The following is a 16,146-nucleotide window of genomic DNA, read 5'->3' as shown; positions in this document are numbered from 1 at the left end:
CGATGCGGCGCGTCCGTGCGCAGGGAAAACGGCGCCCGGCCTTGGGGCGGCGCGGCCGGGCAGCCCTCTTGGTACTGCATCGACCGTCAACACGGGGTAGCAGACCAGAGCAGGGTGCATGGATGGATGACAGCGTGCCACCGCATGGGGTCCCGGACCATACTCAAAACGTCCTAGAATCCGCCTTCCCCCGGCTCCCTGGTGTGTCATGTCGGCTCCCCCCTCTTCGTCTGCGGCTGCCCCCCGGGGTGGCCTTGTCGCGCTGGCACTGCTGCTGGTCTACGTGGTCTGGGGCTCGACCTACCTGGGCATCGCCAAGGCCCTGCACGGCGGCGCACTGCCGCTGACGATGGTCTCCGGCAGCCGCTTCATCATTGCCGGCGGCCTGATGTTCCTGGCGCTGCGCCTGTTCTGGAAGCTGCCGAACCCGACCCTGCGGCAATGGCGCAACCTGGTCATCATGGGCGTGACCATGCTGGTGCTGGGCAACGGCATGGTGGTGCTGGCCGAGCGCGAGGTCTCCTCGGGCCTGGCCGCCACCGCGGTGGCCTCGGTGCCGCTGTGGATGGCACTGTTCTCGGCACTGCGCGGCCAGCACGCCAGCCGCGGTGAGTGGCTGGGCATCGCCATCGGCTTCCTCGGTGTGGTCTGGCTCAATGCCGGCAGCAGCCTGACCGCCTCGCCGACCGGGCTGGTGCTGCTGCTGATCGCGCCGATCGGCTGGGCGTTCGGTTCGGTGTGGGCACGCGGGCTGGACCTGCCGGGCCCGTTCATGACCGCGGCCGGGCAGATGATCTGCGGTGGCGCGCTGCTGGTGCTGATCGGCCTGGCGGTCGGCGAGCGCCCGAGCACGCTGCCCGATACCGGTGGCCTGCTGGCGATGGCGTACCTGTGCGTGTTCGGCTCCATCGTCGCGTTCACTGCCTACGTGTGGCTGCTGCAGAACGTGCGCCCGGCGCTGGCCGGCAGCTATGCGTACGTCAATCCGGTGATCGCGGTGCTGCTCGGCGCGCTGCTCAACGGTGAGCGTTTCGGCTGGCGCGACCTGCTGGCGATGGCGGTGATTCTCCTGGGTGTGGTGGTACTGACGATGGCAAGGACGCGAAAGAGATGAGCATGGACGAGAAAGAACAACGCCGGGGCCTGCTGGTCACCGCGTCCACCTTCGTGATCTGGGGCCTGGTGCCGGTGTACTGGCACCTGCTCAACGAGGTGCCTTCGTTCCAGATCATCGCCCACCGCATCATCTGGAGCACCGTGCTGGTGCTGGGCTGGCTGCTGATCAGCTCGCGCCTGGGCTGGTGGCAGAAGATCGCCGCGCAGCCGCGCGCGCTGCCGATCCTGCTGGTGTCGAGCCTGACCATCGCCTTCAACTGGGGCCTGTACATCTGGGCGGTCAACGCCGGCCATGTCATCGAGACCAGCCTGGGCTACTTCATCAACCCGCTGGTGAACGTGCTGCTGGGCGTGCTGGTGCTGAAGGAACGCCTGCGCCGCCTGCAATGGGTGGCGGTGGCGATGGCGGCGGTGGGCGTGGCCTGGCTGACCATCGACGCCGGCACACCGCCGTGGATCGCGCTCGGCCTGGCTTGTTCGTTCGGCCTGTATGGCCTGCTGCGCAAGCTGGTCTCGGTCGACCCGGTGGCCGGCCTGGGCGTGGAAAGCATGTACCTGTTCCTGCCGGCGCTGGCCTTCGCGATCTGGGCGGAAAACGGCCATGGCGGTGCGTTCTTCCATGGCTGGGGCTGGCGCAACGACCTGCTGCTGATCTTCGGTGGCGCAGTCACCGCCGTACCGCTGATCGGCTTTGCCTACGGCGTGAAGCGCATTCCGCTGTCGCTGGTCGGCATCCTGCAGTACATCGCACCGAGCCTGCAGCTGCTGCTGGGCGTGTTCTTCTTCCACGAAGCGTTCGATACCGCCAAGGCGATCGGCTTTGCCGCGATCTGGGCCGGCCTGATCCTGTTCGTCGGCGACAACATCCGCACGATGCGCGCCAAGCGCTAGCGCCGGCGGGGCTGCGGGGTCGGATCCCTCCGCAACGCGGAGGGCTCTGACCCTGTTCTATCCGTCGCGTGGGGTCAGAGCACTTCGCAGGGCGAAGGGATCCGAGCCGCTTCCACCCAAAAAAGAACGGCGCCCCGAGGGGCGCCGTTCTGCTTCCATCCACGGCCAGGAGAGAGGGATGGCCGTGGCGGGAACGCGGTTGCAGGCTTAGAAGCGCTGCTGGTACTTCATGTACATGAAGCGGCCGATGTCGAAGCCACCGTAGTAGGTGAAGCTGCTGTTCGGCTGGCTGTACATGATCGGACCCTGGTGGTTGAACACGTTGTTCACGCCCAGCGACACGGTGCCATCCGACGGCAGGCTGTAACGCACCTGCAGGTCGTGGAAGGTGTTGGAGCCCACCTTGTTGGTCGGCGACGCGCTGGTGTACGACGAGTTGAAGCCCGGCATGTTGCACTCATCCATGTACGAGCACTTCTCCTTCATGCTGGAGTAGTAGCGCGCGGTCCAGCCGATGCCGAGGTCGCCGTACTGCCAATCCAGGTTGAAGGTGGAGCGCACGCGGAAGTCGCCGGCCCAACCGGTACGCTGTTCCACCGGGGTGGTGGCGGCGCTGTCGTTGCGCTGCTCCAGGTAGTCGGTGTAGGTGGTGTTCCAGTTGACGGCGAACTTGCCGAACGCGGTTTCCGGCAGGCGGTAGCGCACGTTGATGTCATAGCCGGCGGTTTCGCGGTAGCCCGCGTTGACCAGCGAGCGGTCCAGCGAGTTGACCTGGCCGTTGCTGCCACGGGTGAAGCGGCCGCAGGCGGCATCCGAACCCTGCACGTAGCACTGTTCCAGGATGTTGGTGGCCGACTCACCGACGATGGCGTTGTCGATGCGGATCTTCCACCAGTCCAGGCTGACGTCCAGGCCCTGCACGAAGTCCGGGCTGTAGACCAGGCCGACGGTCCAGGTCTTGGCGGTTTCCGGCTTCAGGCCCGGGTTGGAGCCCGAGCTGAAATCGGTGGTGGCCTGCTGGCCGGGCTTGGTGGCCACGCTGCCATCGCTGTTGAGCTGGCGGAAGTTGGCCGGCACCTTCAGCGCCTGGCAGCGGGCAGCGACGGTCGGGCTGGTGGCGGCGGTACCGAAGGAGGTATCGCACGGATCGGTGAACGAGTCGCGGCTGCTGACGGTGCCGCCGTACAGGTCATCCACGGTCGGCGCACGGAAGCCGGTGCCGTAGGTGGCGCGCACCAGCAGGCTGTCGATCGGCTTCCACTTCAGGCCGAACTTGCTGTTGGTGGTCGAACCGAAGTTGTTGTAGTCCGAGTAGCGGCCGGCCATGTCCAGCGACAGTTCGCGGGCGAACGGCAGGTCGGCCAGCAGCGGCACCTGCAGCTCCAGGTAGACCTCGTTGAGCGAGTAGTTGCCGCGGGTCGGCTGGCCGCTGGTGCCGGCGATCTCGCCCTTCTGCACCATCGTGTCCGGAGTGTAGCTGGCTTCTTCGCTGCGGTGCTCGAAGCCCATCGCGGCCAGGATGTCGCCGGCCGGCAGGGTGAACAGCGAGCCGGAGATGTTGCCGCTGGCGACCTTGGTGGTGCTCTGCATCTTGTCGACGAAGCGGGTGAACAGGTAGTCCTGCACGTCCTGGTTGCTCAGCGAGCCGGGTCCGGTGTAACCCATCGGGGCGGCCGGGTTCCACGGCACGCAGCCGGCGATCACCGCGCCCGGCGCACCGCAGCGGGCCACGTTGCCGTCCATGAAGGACGGGCCGACGGCCAGGTTGACGTGCGGCTGGTACATGCTGCCGGTACCGATGCGCTCGCCTTCGTTGCGGTTGTACATGTAGTTGACGTTCCAGTCCCAGTACCGCGAACCGGTTTCGAAGCTGCCTTCCAGACCAATGCTGGCGCGCTTGGTTTCCAGGTTGTTCTCGGTGCCGCGCGGCAGTTCCTCGGTACGGTGCGCGAACAGCGCATCCTGGCCCCACAGGTTGAACGCGCTGTCCTTGGACAGGGCGGCACGGCTGCCATTGCGGGCCTGCGCGGCGCTGACCGAGTACGGGTAACCGGCCAGGTGCTTGGTCGACTCGCGCTTGCTGTACAACGCGTCGGCGACGATGCGCAGGTTGTCGGTGATCGAGAAGCCACCGTTGGCGAACACCGAGGTGCGTTCCAGGCCTGTCAGCAGGCTCATGTTCGACTTGGTGTTGGCACCATCAGCCGGGTCCGGCGCATGGAAGTTGCCGGCCTTGCCCGGGTCGCCGCCCGGGCCCACCGTCAGGTTCTTGCCACCGACGGTGACGTAGCCCCACGGGGTGTTGCCATTGAGGCCATCGTTGGGGTGGCGCGGGCCGTTGGTGTAACGGCTGAACTCGCGGTCCTTGCCCAGCACCTCATCTTCCTTGGTGCGCTCGGCGCCCACGCTGAACCAGCCGCGCTCGAAGGTCTTGCCGAAGGTCGCGCTGTAGGCGCGCTTCTGGCCGTCACCCTGGCCGTACTGGCCGACATAGACGCTGGCTTCGCCACCATCGAAATTCTTGCGGGTGATGATGTTGACCACGCCGGCGATGGCATCGGAGCCGTACAGCGCGGAGGCGCCGTCGGTCAGCACTTCCACGCGCTCGACGATGGACGACGGGATCGAGGCCAGGTCGGAGTAACCGCCGGCGCTGATGCCCATGCGGCGGCCGTCGATGAGCACCAGGCTGCGTTCCGGGCCCAGGTTGCGCAGGCTGACGTACATGCCGCCGAAGTCGCGCGAGGAGGTCAGCGACGAGGCGCGGCTCATGCTCGGCGCACCGGCGGCAGGAATGTCCTGCAGGATGTCAGCGACGTTGACGTAGCCCTTCTTCTCGATCTCGGCGCGGTTGAGCGCGACCACCGGCTGTGCGGTTTCGACACTGGCCTGGCGGATGCGCGAGCCGGTGATTTCGATGCGGTCGAGGTTGGTCGGGGTATCGCTGGTGCTCTGTGCGAAGGCGGGGGTGGTGCAGCTGGCGGCCAGCGCGATGACGATCGCGTTGCGCAGCGGATTGGTTTTCAGGGACATCCGTGAAATCTCGTGTTTCGGTAAAAACAAGCGCCCGTTCTATGGGCGCGTGGGGTGCTGCAAACCAACGTGGGGGGCGCGATTCTAGAATGTTTCCATTCGTAACTGTTTGTCTCGGCGCCGCTGGACGTGCGCGAAAATGAATCGCAACCAACAATCCACAGATGCGCTGTGCGCAGCGTCACGCGCGCTGCGTTTGCGATGGGCAGAGGCATCGATAGCGGCACGAAGCTGGCACGCTTGAGTGGTTGCGACAACGCGTCGCAGTACGCGCTTGTATGCAGGCGCGCAGGCGTTGTGATGCACGTGCCCGCATGAAATGCTCTTCGCCTTGTCATCGAAGGCAGGAGACGAAGGAATGATCCAGCTTGAAGAAGCACGCCGTCGCGTGGAGGCTGCACTTGCCAGCGACGATGAGCCGGTTGCCATCACGCATGAGCACGAAGTGGTCGAAGGCTGGCTGTTCTGCTTCCAGTCGCTGCGCTACCTGCAATCCGGCGAAATCTCGGATGCATTGGCCGGCAATGGGCCGATCTTCGTCGACCGGCACACAGGCGAGCAGCACGCGCTGGGCACGGCGTATCCGCCCGAGGAGGTCCTTCGCCAGCATCTGGCCGCGCGCGGCCCCGCCGTCTGATGCTGCGGCGGCGGATTTCTGAGTTCGGCAACGTGAAAGGGACGGAGCCTTCGCTCCGTCCCCTTGCGTGATGCGCAGTCCACCGCTGCGCGATGCTCAGGTTTCGCGCAGCGCCGTGGTGATCGGCAAACGTGCCGCGCGCAGTGCCGGGAACAGGCCGCCGACCAGGCCGATGCCCAGTGCCCATTTCAGGCCGGTCCACAGCAGTTCCGGCGACACATGGAACTTGAACACCACTGCGCTGAAGTTGCTGCCGATGGTGGACACGCTGTAGCCATTGAACAGCAGCCACGCCACCGCACAGCCGAGCAGGCCACCGAGCAGCGCCAGCAGCATCGTCTCCAGCATCACTGCCGTCACCACCGGCAGGCCGCGGAAGCCGATCGCACGCATGGTGGCGATTTCGCGGGCGCGCGTGGCGACGGCCGCATACATGGTGTTGAGCGCGCCAAACACCGCACCGACCGCCATGATCGTGCCGATCACCTTGCCAAGGATGTCGATCAACTTGGTCAGCCCGCCGCCCTGCTTGCTGTAGTACACGCGGGTGGTTTCCACGTCCAGTTTCAGGCGCGGGTCGGCGGCGACGGCGGCCTTGAACTGATCGAAGCCTGCCTTGCCCTCGGTGCGCACGCTGATCGACTGCCAGGCGCTGCGCTGGTAGGTGGTGGCCAGCGTATCGGCGTCGGTCCACAGTTCCGAATCATGCGCATCGCCGGTGGCGAACACACCCACCACGGTCCAGGTCTGGTTGCCCAGGGTCAGTGTCCTGCCCACCTCCATGTCGCGGAACTGGCCCTTGGCGCCCTGGCCGACCACGATCTCGCGCAGGCCAGTGGCGAACTTGCGGCCCTCGACGATCCTGACCTTGTCATGCACCGCCCACGCCTGCGGGCCCACGCCGCGGAACTGCGCGTTGACGTCGGTGCCATCGGACTTCGACACCAGGTTGACCACCTGCGACAGCTCCGGCGACAGCAGCGGCCGGCCCTGCGCATCGCGGCTGATGCCGGGCAGGGTGGACAGCATCGGTACCTGCTCGCGGGTGATCACCGAGTTGGTCTCGGCCTGCGAGCCACCGCGCAGCACGATGGCAGTGGTGTCATCGCCGGTGTTGTTGAGCGTGGCCTGGAAGCCTTCGCCCATCGCCAGCATTGCCACGAGCACGCCGACCACGCCGGCGATGCCGACCACGATCACCGAGGACGCGCCCCAGCGCTGCGGCAGGCTGGCCACGCCGATACGGGTGGCGGCCAGCGCCAGTCGCCCCCCGCGGGTCAGCAGAAGCCACAGGGCCACCAGCACGGTCACGGCCAGCACGCCGGTCCACGGCAGGCTGATCCACAGCACCAGGCCGACCGCCAGCAGCAGCACCGTCACGCCGTTGCCCAGCCACTTCTTGAGTTTGCTCTTGAACATGTCTGTGTTCTCCTCAGCGACCGGCCAGTGCGTCGACGATCTTCAGGCGCTTGGCACGCAGCGCCGGCAACAGGCCGACGATGATGCCGATCACCACGATCAGGCCCAGCCCCATCAGCCAGGTTGGCGTCGGCACGTGCGGCGGCAGCATGCCCATGCTCTTCGGGCCGATGGCCGGCAGGATCAGCGCGGCCAGGCCCATGCCGATCAGGCCGCCCAGGCCGATCAGCAGCACCGATTCCACCATCACCAGGGTCAGCACGGTGCTGTCCTTGAAGCCCAGCGTTTTCAGCGTGGCCAGCTCCGGCACGCGCTCGCGCACGGCCTGCGCCATGGTGTTGCCGGTCAACAGCAGCAGGGTGAAGAACACCGCGCCCATGATCGAGGTGACGATCATGCCGATATCCGCGAACTGCTTGACGAAGGCCTGCTGGAACGCCGATTCGGTCTGGGTCTTGGTCTCGTGGTCGGAGTTGGCCGAGATCGCGTCGATCGCCTGCGCCACCCGCGAAGAGTGGTCCGGGTTGTCCAGCGTTACCGTGTACCAGCTCACCTGGTTCTTGATGTAGTCGTTGGATTCATCGAAGTACTTCCAGTTCATCATCAACTGGCGTTCTTCGTTGGCGGCCAGCGCACGGTCCTTGGAACGGTAGATGCCCTTGAGCACCAGCGGCCAGTCGTTGCTGCCGCCACGCGGGAAGATCGTGGCCTGCAGCGGGATGGTGTCGCCGATCTTCCAGCCGAACTGCTTGGCCAGGGTTTCGCCGACGATGGCGCCGGTACGGGTCTGCTTCCAGTCTTCCAGCTGTGCCGGGTCGATCTGCAGCTCGCGGTAGACATCGAAGTAGTTGGGGGACACCGAGAAGTTCGGGAAGAAGTTCTTCGGGTCCTGGTAGATGCCACCGAACCACATGCCATAGGCCACGTCGCGCACGCCGGCCACCTGCCGCACCTGGGCCTCCAGGCGGATCGGCAGCGACTGGGTGATCGACAGCCGCGATGCGACCACCAGGCGGTTGGCGCCTTCCACGCTGCCGCCGGAGGTGAATGCCACGCGCACCGAATCGAGCATGCCGAACAGCAGGAACGCGGCCACCACGGAGAGCAGGGTCAGCAACGTGCGGGTACGGCTGCGGAACAGCTGCGCCCACACCAACGAGAAGTATTTCATCGCCGTGGCCTCCGTCAGTGGGCCAGCGGCGCGTCGGCCAGCTCGCCCTTGTCCAGGTGCACCGTGTGCGTGGCGTACTCGGCGGCCTTCGGGTCATGGGTGACCATGATGATGGTCTTGCCATGCTCCCGGTTGAGCTGCTGCAGCAGGCCGAGGATCTCCTCGGCGGACTGGCGGTCGAGGTCGCCGGTCGGTTCGTCGCAGATCAGGAAGGTCGGGTCGGAGACGATCGCCCGGGCGATTGCCACGCGCTGCTGCTGGCCGCCGGACAGTTCATTCGGGCGGTGGCTGCGGCGGTCGGCCAGGCCGACCAGGGTCAGCGCGATCTCGGCGTTGCGGCGGCGCTGCGCCGCATTGAGGTGGGTCAGCAGCAGCGGCAGTTCCACGTTCTTCTGCGCGGTCAGCATCGGCATCAGGTTGTAGAACTGGAACACGAAGCCGACGTGGTGGCTGCGCCAGGTCGACAGCTGGCCGCCGCTCATCTGGTCGATGCGCTCGCCCTCGATGCTGATCTCGCCGCCGCTGGGGTTGTCCAGGCCGCCGATCAGGTTGAGCAGGGTGGTCTTGCCCGAGCCGGACGGGCCCATCAGCGCGACGAAGTCGCCGCTGGCGATGTCCAGGTCGATGCCGTGCAGCACCTGCACTTTCTCGGGGCCACGCTGGTAGGTCTTGGTGATGTTGCGCAGTGAAACCAGGGTCGACATGGGTGGTTCTCCACGGAAGGCGGGAAACGGGGAAGCGCCACGGCAGGGGCCGCAGGCGTGCGTCGAGCGGTGCTGCCGGCGGCGCCCGTGGGCGCCAGGCCGCTACTGCGCTTGTTTCTGTTGCACCTTGGCGCCATCGCGCAGGCTGTCCGGCGGGTTCAGCACCACCGATTCACCTGCGCTCACGCCCTTGAGGATCTGGCGGTCCTTGCCCATCGCCTGGCCGGCCTCGACCGTGCGCTGCTGCACGCGGCTTTCGTCACCCAGCACGAAGGCAACCGAGGCGCCCTCGCGCTGGACCACGGCGCCCGCCGGCACGCGCACGCCCTGCGGTTTGGCGGCCGCCTGCGGCTGCGCCTGTTCCAGGAAGCTGACGCGCACGCCCATCTCCGGCACGATGCGCGGGTCCTTCACCTTCAGCGCCACGCGCACCTTCACCGTGGCCTTGCCGCGGTCGGCGGTGGGGATGATGGCGATCACCTCGCCCGGAATCTTCCACTCCGGATAGGCGTTGAGCGTGGCTTCGACCGGCATCTTCGGCTGCACGCGGCCGATGAAGGCCTCGCCGACCTCGACTTCGATCTCCAGCGAGTCCATGTCGACGATGGTGCCGATGCCGGTACGGGTGAACCCACCGCCCGCCGACAGCGGCGAGACGATTTCGCCGGGCTGCGCGGCCTTGGCAGTGACCACGCCGGAGAACGGCGCGCGCACGATGTTGTTGTCCACGCCCAGATCGGCGATGGCCAGCTGGTCGTTGGCCACCCTGACGTTGCGCTGTGCGGTGTCCAGCTGTGCACGCAGGCTGTCACGCTGGGCCACCGCCTGGTCGTACTGCGAGCGCGACACCAGCTGCTGGCCGACCAGCGCCTGCAGGCGGCTGGCTTCAGCGGCCGCCTGCCTCTGCTGCGCTTCCAGCCCGGCCACCTGGCTGCGTGCGGCCTGCAGCTGCGAGGCATACAGGCTGCGCTGCGCGTCGGCATCGATCGGGTCCAGGGTGGCCATGATCTGGCCCTGTTCCACGCGCATGCCTTCCTCGATCATCACCTCGCGCACCTTGCCGGTGATCTTGGCCGATACCGTGGCCATGCGCCGGGCGACCACGTAGCCACTGGCATCGAGCACCGAACTGCTGGCGCTGCCCTGCTGGATGGCCACGGCGGGGGCGGTTTCCACGTCCACTGCCGGCGTACGCCCGAACAGGGCGAAGCCGACAGCGGCCAGCAACAACACGACCACGATGATCGCGATCCACAGCCAGCGGCGGCCACCGCCACTGCCGCCGGAGGCGGGCGGCGGCGATTTGCGGTCGATACGGAGTTCCTTCAACAGCTCGGCAGAAGCGTTCATTCGTTCCATCACAGGCGTTTGGGCGGGTGTGGCCGGAAGGGCGGACGGCGGCGGTTCCGGCGGTGGAGCGTGCGGCACAGCATGCAGGCAGGCACAGCGATGACGGCAGTGACAGCTGTCACCCGATGACACTGACGGCGGCAACTGCGAAACGTGACCACGGCGGCACAGGATGGCAACGTCCCCGCTACCGGTACCGCCCATGGATCCGATCACCCCGTCGCTGGCCCGCCACAGCCGCGCCGCCAAGCGTACCGTGATCCGCGCTCGGTTGCGCCGGTGCCGCCCGGCCGGTGGTGGCGCCTGCGCGCAGGCGGCTGAACTGGCATGATCGGCGGCGATCGTCCCCGCCTGGAACCGCCCGTGCCGTCGACATGGCTTGCCTCGCTGCTGCGCCCCGCGCCGGACTCGGCGGTGGCCGATACGCTGCGCCGGGGAAAATCGCCCTGGAGCGAGGCAGTCCACCTGCTGTGGTCGGTGTGGATCTTCCTGACGCCCTTGCTTGGCCACGGCTTCACCCTGCGCTGGCTGCTGCTGACGCTGGCCAGCTACCCGGTGTTCCTGCTGCTGTACGCCAAGGTGATGGTGGCGCCGCGCCATCACGCTCCGCGCTATGCGCTGGGCCTGATCGCGATGTCGCTGGTGCTGCTGCCCTGGTATCCGTCCGGGCTGACCTACTTCGTGTTCGGCTGCGTGCTGCTGCGGGTGAGCGGGTGCGGTGGCTGGTGGCAGTATCTGCTGCAGCTCACTGGCCTGAACCTTCTGTTCTGCAGCCTCGCGCTGCTGTTCCAGTACCCGTGGCAGAGCCTGGTCTGGATCCCGGCCGTGTCCTACATCGTGGGGCTGGTCGTGAACGTGGAAGCGCTCAACCAGCAGAAGGATGCGGCACTGCAGCTGTCGCAGGACGAGGTGCGGCGGCTGGCGGCCACTGCCGAGCGCGAACGCATCGGCCGCGACCTGCATGACCTGCTCGGCCACACCCTGTCGCTGATCACATTGAAGCTGGAGCTGGCGCGCAAGCTGCACGACCGCGGCGACGCGCGCGCGCGGCTGGAGATCGGCGAGGCCGAGGCCATCGCCCGCGAAGCGCTGGCACAGGTGCGCAGCGCGGTTACCGGCATCCGCGCCAGCGACCTGGCCGGTGAGCTGGCATCGGCGCGGCTGCTGCTGGAATGCCAGCAGGTCCACCTTCAATACGCACCACCACCGGCGATGCCGGTGGATGTCGAACGCGGGCTGGCGCTGGTGCTGCGCGAGGCCGCAACCAATATCGTGCGCCATGCACAGGCGACACAGGCACGGGTGGAGTTCATGCTGGAGGGACGCATGCTGGCGATGCAGATCCGCGACGATGGCCGTGGCGGCGTGCAGGCCGAGGGCAACGGGCTGAGCGGCATGCGCGAACGCGTGGCCGCCCTGGGGGGCAGCCTGCAGGTACAGTCCGCAAAGGGTGAGGGCACGCGACTGACCGTGCGCGTGCCACTGGCTGCCGCGACCACACCGTTGCCGCCGGGAGCGCCGCCGTCGCTGGCACAGGACGGTGCCGCATGATCCGCATCCTGCTGGCCGAGGATCAGGCGATGGTGCGCGGTGCACTGTCGGCGTTGCTGGGCCTGGAGCCGGATATCGAGGTGCTGGGCAGCGCCGCCGATGGCGAAACCGCGTGGCGGATGCTGCAGCAGCTGCAACCGGACATCCTGGTCACCGACATCGAGATGCCCGGCCTGTCCGGGCTCGAGCTTGCCCAGCGCATCGCGCGCCACGAGCTGCCGATCAAGGTGGTGATCGTGACCACCTTCGCCCGCGCCGGCTTCCTGCGCCGCGCGCTGGAAGCCGGCGTGCTGGGCTACCTGCTGAAGGATGCACCGGCCGAGAACCTGGCCGATGCCCTGCGCAAGGTGAAACAGGGCATCCGCGCGATCGACCCGCAGCTGGCACTGGATGCGTGGTCGCAGGCCGATCCGCTGACCGACCGCGAGCGCCGCGTACTGCGGCTGGCGGGCGAGGGCCGCACCGCCAGCGAGATCGCCGAGCAGCTGGGGTTGTCGCACGGTACGGTGCGCAATTACCTGTCCGAGTGCATCGGCAAGCTGGGCGTGGCCAACCGGATCGAGGCGTACCGGCTGGCGCGGCAGAAGGGGTGGTTGTAGCGGATCATTTCCGCGCCTGCGGAGACGTGTCACTTTCTTTGCTCGTGCAAAGAAAGTAACCAAAGAAACACGCCGCCAGAGCGCGAGCCGTCGCTACGCGACGGTTCCCTGCGCTTCTCGGCGAATCAGGGGACGGCGCCGAACTCGCTGCGCTCAGACACCGGCGCCTCTGCGCCCCCTGATTCCCCTGCGATGCTCGGCTCGCTCAAGGCGGACCCAACGTCAAAGGCAAAATCTGCACCCGGTAGATCCACGCCATGCGTGGATGCTCTTGCTGTTGATCTTGACCTTCCAGTCCGCCTTGAGCGAGCCGAGCACCGCAGGACCGGCGAGGGCGAAGAGGCGCGGGTGTCTGAGCGCAGCGAGTTCCCGCGCCGTCCCTCGACGGACCGAGGAGCGCAGGGCACCGGCGTGCGAAGCACGCCGGCTCGCGGCCGGCGGAGCGTTTCTTTGGCTACTTTCTTTGCGCGCAAAGAAAGTGACACCCCCCGCGGTCGCGGAAACAATCCGCCGGGAACGCCCGGCGAATCCTTTCAATTCTTCCCGCGCGCCATCGCCTGGAACACCCCGTCACGCCGCACCCACAGGTGGAACAGCGCCGCACCCACGTGCATCAGCACCGTTGCGAACAGCACGTAGGCCAGCAGGCTGTGCGCATTGCGCAACGCGGCATACAGCGCCGGGGTATGCGGCACGATCGGCGGCAGGTGCAGGCCGCCCCACAGCACGATCGGGTAACCGCCGGCCGACAGCATCGCCCAGCCGATCAGCGGCATCGCCAGCATCAGCGCGTACAGCATCCAGTGCGAGGCCTTGGCCGCCATCACCTGCCACACAGGAAGATCCGCCGGCAGCGGCGGTGGGCGATGACGCAGCCGGTTGTACAGGCGCAGCAACACCAGTACGCCGATAGTGATGCCCAATGGGCGGTGCAGGTCGATCAGCATCGGCCGCAAGTGCAGCGAGGCGACCATGGTCACGCCAATGAACAGCATGGCGACGATCATCAGCGCCATGGACCAGTGCAGCACCCGCGCCAGCAGGTTGAAGTGGCCGTTGCCGGTGCTCATCGTGCGGCCTCCTTCCGTTGCTCGACGTTGCCGGTGGCGCGCTCGCGTTCGCGGCGGTTGAAGGACTGCGAATACACGGCCGAGCGGGCCGCCAGGATCGGATCGTCACTGCCACGCACGCCGCTGGGCAGGATCAGCGGATCGAAATTGATCTGCCCGCAGGCGCCCTGTTCCTGCGACTGCATGCGGTCCAGGCTGAGTACGCCGGCCACCACCTGGTCACGCGATTCGGGCCACGGTACCGACGGATCATCGATGGCATCGCCAGGCTCGGCGGTGGTCACGACCAGGTTCCAGCGCACCGGGCCGCTGGCCAGGCGCTGCTGCAGTTCCTGGCTGGGGAAATCGACGCTGGCCTGCTTGCGGGTTTCCGCATCCATCTCCACCACCGGCGCCTGCGGCTGCCAGCGCCAGCGCACCGCGCGCTTCTGGCCCTGCGCATTGGTGAACCAGAAGCTGTTGACGCTGTTGAAGGTGGTGTCGGCCCAGCTGCTGGTCCACGGCGCGGTCTTGGCCCACTGCTGGAAAGCCTGCGCACTGGGGTATTTGGCCAGCACCGCGGCCATCTTCTGCGGATCGGGCTTGCCGGTGGCCGGGTCGGGAATGGAGGCGCGGGTCTGCTCGTAGAACGCCTCGGCGCTGGGCACGGCGAAGAACGGGAAGCTGTTCATCGCCATGCGCCATTCCTGGCCATCATCGCTGACCATCTGCACCGCGAGGCTGCGCACGCGTGCAGTGTTGTCGGCGCCGTAGGGGTCGCCGCCGCCGATCGACAACCGGCCCATCCCCGGCACGCGGCGCTGCGAGAACACCCGTGCGCTGGACAGGGTGGGGGCCTGCGCGCTGGGTTCGAACCAGCCGCTCACGCAGATGCCCTTGCTGTGCGCGCGGCGGAAGCCCGGGTGGGCCGGGCCGGTGGCCTCGATGGTGTCGGTGAAGCGCTGCGCGGTCAGGCGGTTTCCAATCCAGCCGGCCAGCCAGGCGAAGGCCAGCGCGACCGCACCCAGAATGAGTGCGATCAGTGCGATCCAGAGCAGGGGTGAATGCTTGCGTGGCGCGCCCGGCGTCTGGCCAGCGCGGGTGTAGCGGAAGAGCGACATGGTCGGAGTCCTGCCTTCACGGAGCGTGTGGGTGGTCGACCCACACATCCTCGCAGAACCCGGCCGGGGCCGAAATTCAATTTTTCGTCAGATTTTCCGGGGACGGGGTGCCGACCAACGGTCGGCACCCACCCGATCAGCTGTAGCGCTGCTTCAGCATCGCCCACGCCGAGCGCAGCGCCAGCGCTTCGCCACCGGCCGGACGGCCCGGGCGCTCGCCGTCGTTCCAGGCATACACATCCAGGTGCGCCCAGCGCTGGCCGTCTTCCAGGAAGCGTTCCAGGTACAGCGCGGCGGTCACCGAGCCGGCCATGCGCGAACCGGCGTTGGCCAGGTCGGCGATGCCGCTGCTCAGGTAGCGCAGGTAGGGGCGCCACAGTGGCATGCGCCAGACCGGGTCGCGGGTCGCGTCACCGGCCTGCAGCCACTGCTGGGCCACCGTGTCGTCGTTGCTGAACAGTGCCGGCAGGTCCGGGCCCAGTGCGATGCGCGCGGCACCGGTGAGGGTGGCGAAGTCCAGCACCAGGTCCGGCTTCTGCTCACCGGCGAAGGTCAGCGCATCGCACAGGATCACGCGGCCTTCGGCATCGGTGTTGTCGATCTCCACGCTCAGGCCCTTGCGGGTGGCGATCACTTCGCCCGGGCGGAAGGCATCGGGACCGATCGCGTTTTCCACCGCCGGCACCAGCAGGGTCAGCCGCACCGGCAGCCCACGTGCCATCACCAGGCCGGCCAGGGCCAGTGCGTGCGCGGCGCCGCCCATGTCCTTCTTCATGTTGCGCATGCCGTCGGCCGGCTTGATGTCCAGCCCGCCGGTATCGAAGCACACGCCCTTGCCCACCAGCACCAGCGCCGGGTCGGTTTCCCTGCCCCAGCGCAGCACGACCAGACGCGGCGCACGATGCGAAGCGCGGCCCACGGCGTGGATGGCCGGGAAATTCTGCTTCAGCAGTTCGTCGCCGGTAATCGCCTCGACCTGCGCACCATGTGCATCGGCCAGCGCGCGCGCGGCGTCTTCCAGCTGCTGCGGGCCCATGTCTTCGGTCGGGGTGTTGACCCAGTCGCGCACGCGCAGGCTGGCGGCGATCAGGTCGGCCACTTCGCCGGTCGGCGAGGCCACCAGCTGCGCCGGTGCGCGATTGCGCTTGCGATAGCGGTCAAAGCGGTAGCTGCCCAGGCCCCAGCCCAGCTGCAGCAGCGCCAGTTCGGCGGCCGGCAGTTCATTGGCCAGCTGCCAGACGCTGCCTTCCGGCAGCGCGTGCGGCGCATGCGCATAGCTGTAGGCATCGGCACGATCACCCACGCCCATCACGGCACCGGCCAGGCCATCGGCGCCCGGCAGCAGTGCCACGCTGTGGGCGCCGGCGTTGAAGCCCTGCGATGCCAGCCACGCCTGCGTGGCAGCCGGCTGGCTGTCCTTCCAGGCGGCGAACTGCTCGCGGTCCAGCACGTACAACGGCAGCGCCGCAGCGGTGTCGGCAGTGAAACCAGTGATCTCGCTCATG

General features: G+C 67.5%; 14 protein-coding genes. 6 read left to right on the top strand and 8 right to left on the bottom strand.

The window, feature by feature from the left end:
- The first annotated feature begins 208 nt into the window (after positions 1-208).
- Together yedA and rarD are read left to right on the top strand one after the other, a co-directional pair.
- On the top strand, positions 209-1,114 hold the full coding sequence (yedA, locus tag AC5P7F_RS20510) for a drug/metabolite exporter YedA (protein WP_032956239.1): 906 nt from the start codon (positions 209-211) through the stop codon (positions 1,112-1,114).
- Entirely contained in the window at positions 1,111-2,007 is an 897-nt protein-coding gene (gene rarD / locus AC5P7F_RS20505) for an EamA family transporter RarD (protein WP_014645638.1), read from the top strand. Before yedA ends, rarD begins: the two co-directional genes overlap by 4 nt.
- Positions 2,008-2,214: 207 nt before the next feature.
- Here rarD and AC5P7F_RS20500 read toward each other — a convergent pair whose 3' ends face one another.
- Positions 2,215-5,040: a TonB-dependent receptor gene (locus tag AC5P7F_RS20500; RefSeq protein ID WP_495204200.1), complete on the bottom strand. Its 2,826-nt coding sequence runs from the start codon at positions 5,038-5,040 to the stop codon at positions 2,215-2,217.
- A 319-nt stretch (positions 5,041-5,359) separates the two neighbouring features.
- Here AC5P7F_RS20500 and AC5P7F_RS20495 point away from each other — a divergent pair, with 319 nt between their 5' ends.
- On the top strand, positions 5,360-5,677 hold the full coding sequence (locus AC5P7F_RS20495; RefSeq protein ID WP_239510533.1) for a YrhB domain-containing protein: 318 nt from the start codon (positions 5,360-5,362) through the stop codon (positions 5,675-5,677).
- Positions 5,678-5,773: 96 nt separating this feature from the next.
- On the opposite strand, the gene AC5P7F_RS20490 is transcribed toward AC5P7F_RS20495, so the two are convergent.
- The 4 genes from AC5P7F_RS20490 to AC5P7F_RS20475 all read right to left on the bottom strand — a co-directional run bounded on the left by AC5P7F_RS20490 (position 5,774) and on the right by AC5P7F_RS20475 (position 10,321).
- Complete coding sequence (locus AC5P7F_RS20490) at positions 5,774-7,096, bottom strand: ABC transporter permease (protein ID WP_032956233.1); 1,323 nt, start codon at positions 7,094-7,096, stop codon at positions 5,774-5,776.
- A gap of 13 nt (positions 7,097-7,109) precedes the next feature.
- Positions 7,110-8,267: an ABC transporter permease gene (locus AC5P7F_RS20485; RefSeq protein ID WP_014035671.1), complete on the bottom strand. Its 1,158-nt coding sequence runs from the start codon at positions 8,265-8,267 to the stop codon at positions 7,110-7,112.
- A gap of 14 nt (positions 8,268-8,281) precedes the next feature.
- Positions 8,282-8,971, bottom strand: a complete 690-nt coding sequence (locus AC5P7F_RS20480; protein ID WP_004137569.1) for an ABC transporter ATP-binding protein — start codon at positions 8,969-8,971, stop codon at positions 8,282-8,284.
- A 102-nt stretch (positions 8,972-9,073) separates the two neighbouring features.
- Positions 9,074-10,321: an efflux RND transporter periplasmic adaptor subunit gene (locus AC5P7F_RS20475; protein ID WP_164077833.1), complete on the bottom strand. Its 1,248-nt coding sequence runs from the start codon at positions 10,319-10,321 to the stop codon at positions 9,074-9,076.
- 202 nt (positions 10,322-10,523) lie between these two features.
- Between AC5P7F_RS20475 and AC5P7F_RS20470 the strand changes: the two genes are divergently transcribed.
- Genes AC5P7F_RS20470 through AC5P7F_RS20460 form a run of 3 tightly spaced genes read left to right on the top strand, consistent with a single transcriptional unit; the run spans position 10,524 to position 12,471 of the window.
- Positions 10,524-10,652, top strand: a complete 129-nt coding sequence (locus AC5P7F_RS20470; RefSeq protein ID WP_257473236.1) for a hypothetical protein — start codon at positions 10,524-10,526, stop codon at positions 10,650-10,652.
- Entirely contained in the window at positions 10,649-11,872 is a 1,224-nt protein-coding gene (locus AC5P7F_RS20465; RefSeq protein ID WP_164077834.1) for a histidine kinase, read from the top strand. Before AC5P7F_RS20470 ends, AC5P7F_RS20465 begins: the two co-directional genes overlap by 4 nt.
- The gene (locus AC5P7F_RS20460; protein WP_014645643.1) at positions 11,869-12,471 is read left to right on the top strand and encodes a response regulator transcription factor; all 603 of its coding nucleotides are present in this window, start codon (positions 11,869-11,871) and stop codon (positions 12,469-12,471) included. The genes AC5P7F_RS20465 and AC5P7F_RS20460 overlap by 4 nt, the downstream gene beginning before the upstream one ends.
- Before the next feature lie 533 nt (positions 12,472-13,004).
- Here the strand turns inward: AC5P7F_RS20460 and AC5P7F_RS20455 are convergent.
- The 3 genes from AC5P7F_RS20455 to AC5P7F_RS20445 form a co-directional block, all read right to left on the bottom strand.
- Entirely contained in the window at positions 13,005-13,541 is a 537-nt protein-coding gene (locus tag AC5P7F_RS20455; RefSeq protein ID WP_049441850.1) for a cytochrome b, read from the bottom strand.
- Complete coding sequence (locus AC5P7F_RS20450; RefSeq protein WP_495204199.1) at positions 13,538-14,641, bottom strand: catalase family peroxidase; 1,104 nt, start codon at positions 14,639-14,641, stop codon at positions 13,538-13,540. The genes AC5P7F_RS20455 and AC5P7F_RS20450 overlap by 4 nt, the downstream gene beginning before the upstream one ends.
- Positions 14,642-14,777: 136 nt before the next feature.
- On the bottom strand, positions 14,778-16,145 hold the full coding sequence (locus AC5P7F_RS20445; RefSeq protein ID WP_005411979.1) for a leucyl aminopeptidase family protein: 1,368 nt from the start codon (positions 16,143-16,145) through the stop codon (positions 14,778-14,780).
- Between the last annotated feature and the right edge of the window lies 1 nt (position 16,146).

The sequence above is a fragment of the Stenotrophomonas sp. YJH_SMC_105-26 genome (genome assembly GCF_059368915.1).
Note: the sequence above shows the minus strand (reverse complement) of the source record. Positions and strands in the feature narration are given on the sequence as shown.

Bases quoted from the DNA above. Each gene is read 5' to 3' on its own strand.
- AC5P7F_RS20470 (WP_257473236.1), top strand. From the start codon at position 10,524: ATGGATCCGATCACCCCGTCGCTGGCCCGCCACAGCCGCGCCGCCAAG.
- AC5P7F_RS20495 (WP_239510533.1), top strand. From the start codon at position 5,360: ATGCTCTTCGCCTTGTCATCGAAGGCAGGAGACGAAGGAATGATCCAG.
- yedA (WP_032956239.1), top strand. From the start codon at position 209: ATGTCGGCTCCCCCCTCTTCGTCTGCGGCTGCCCCCCGGGGTGGCCTT.
- AC5P7F_RS20445 (WP_005411979.1), bottom strand. From the start codon at position 16,145: ATGAGCGAGATCACTGGTTTCACTGCCGACACCGCTGCGGCGCTGCCG.
- AC5P7F_RS20490 (WP_032956233.1), bottom strand. From the start codon at position 7,096: ATGTTCAAGAGCAAACTCAAGAAGTGGCTGGGCAACGGCGTGACGGTG.
- AC5P7F_RS20475 (WP_164077833.1), bottom strand. From the start codon at position 10,321: ATGAACGCTTCTGCCGAGCTGTTGAAGGAACTCCGTATCGACCGCAAA.
- AC5P7F_RS20480 (WP_004137569.1), bottom strand. From the start codon at position 8,971: ATGTCGACCCTGGTTTCACTGCGCAACATCACCAAGACCTACCAGCGT.
- AC5P7F_RS20460 (WP_014645643.1), top strand. From the start codon at position 11,869: ATGATCCGCATCCTGCTGGCCGAGGATCAGGCGATGGTGCGCGGTGCA.
- AC5P7F_RS20500 (WP_495204200.1), bottom strand. From the start codon at position 5,040: ATGTCCCTGAAAACCAATCCGCTGCGCAACGCGATCGTCATCGCGCTG.
- rarD (WP_014645638.1), top strand. From the start codon at position 1,111: ATGAGCATGGACGAGAAAGAACAACGCCGGGGCCTGCTGGTCACCGCG.
- AC5P7F_RS20465 (WP_164077834.1), top strand. From the start codon at position 10,649: ATGATCGGCGGCGATCGTCCCCGCCTGGAACCGCCCGTGCCGTCGACA.
- AC5P7F_RS20455 (WP_049441850.1), bottom strand. From the start codon at position 13,541: ATGAGCACCGGCAACGGCCACTTCAACCTGCTGGCGCGGGTGCTGCAC.
- AC5P7F_RS20485 (WP_014035671.1), bottom strand. From the start codon at position 8,267: ATGAAATACTTCTCGTTGGTGTGGGCGCAGCTGTTCCGCAGCCGTACC.
- AC5P7F_RS20450 (WP_495204199.1), bottom strand. From the start codon at position 14,641: ATGTCGCTCTTCCGCTACACCCGCGCTGGCCAGACGCCGGGCGCGCCA.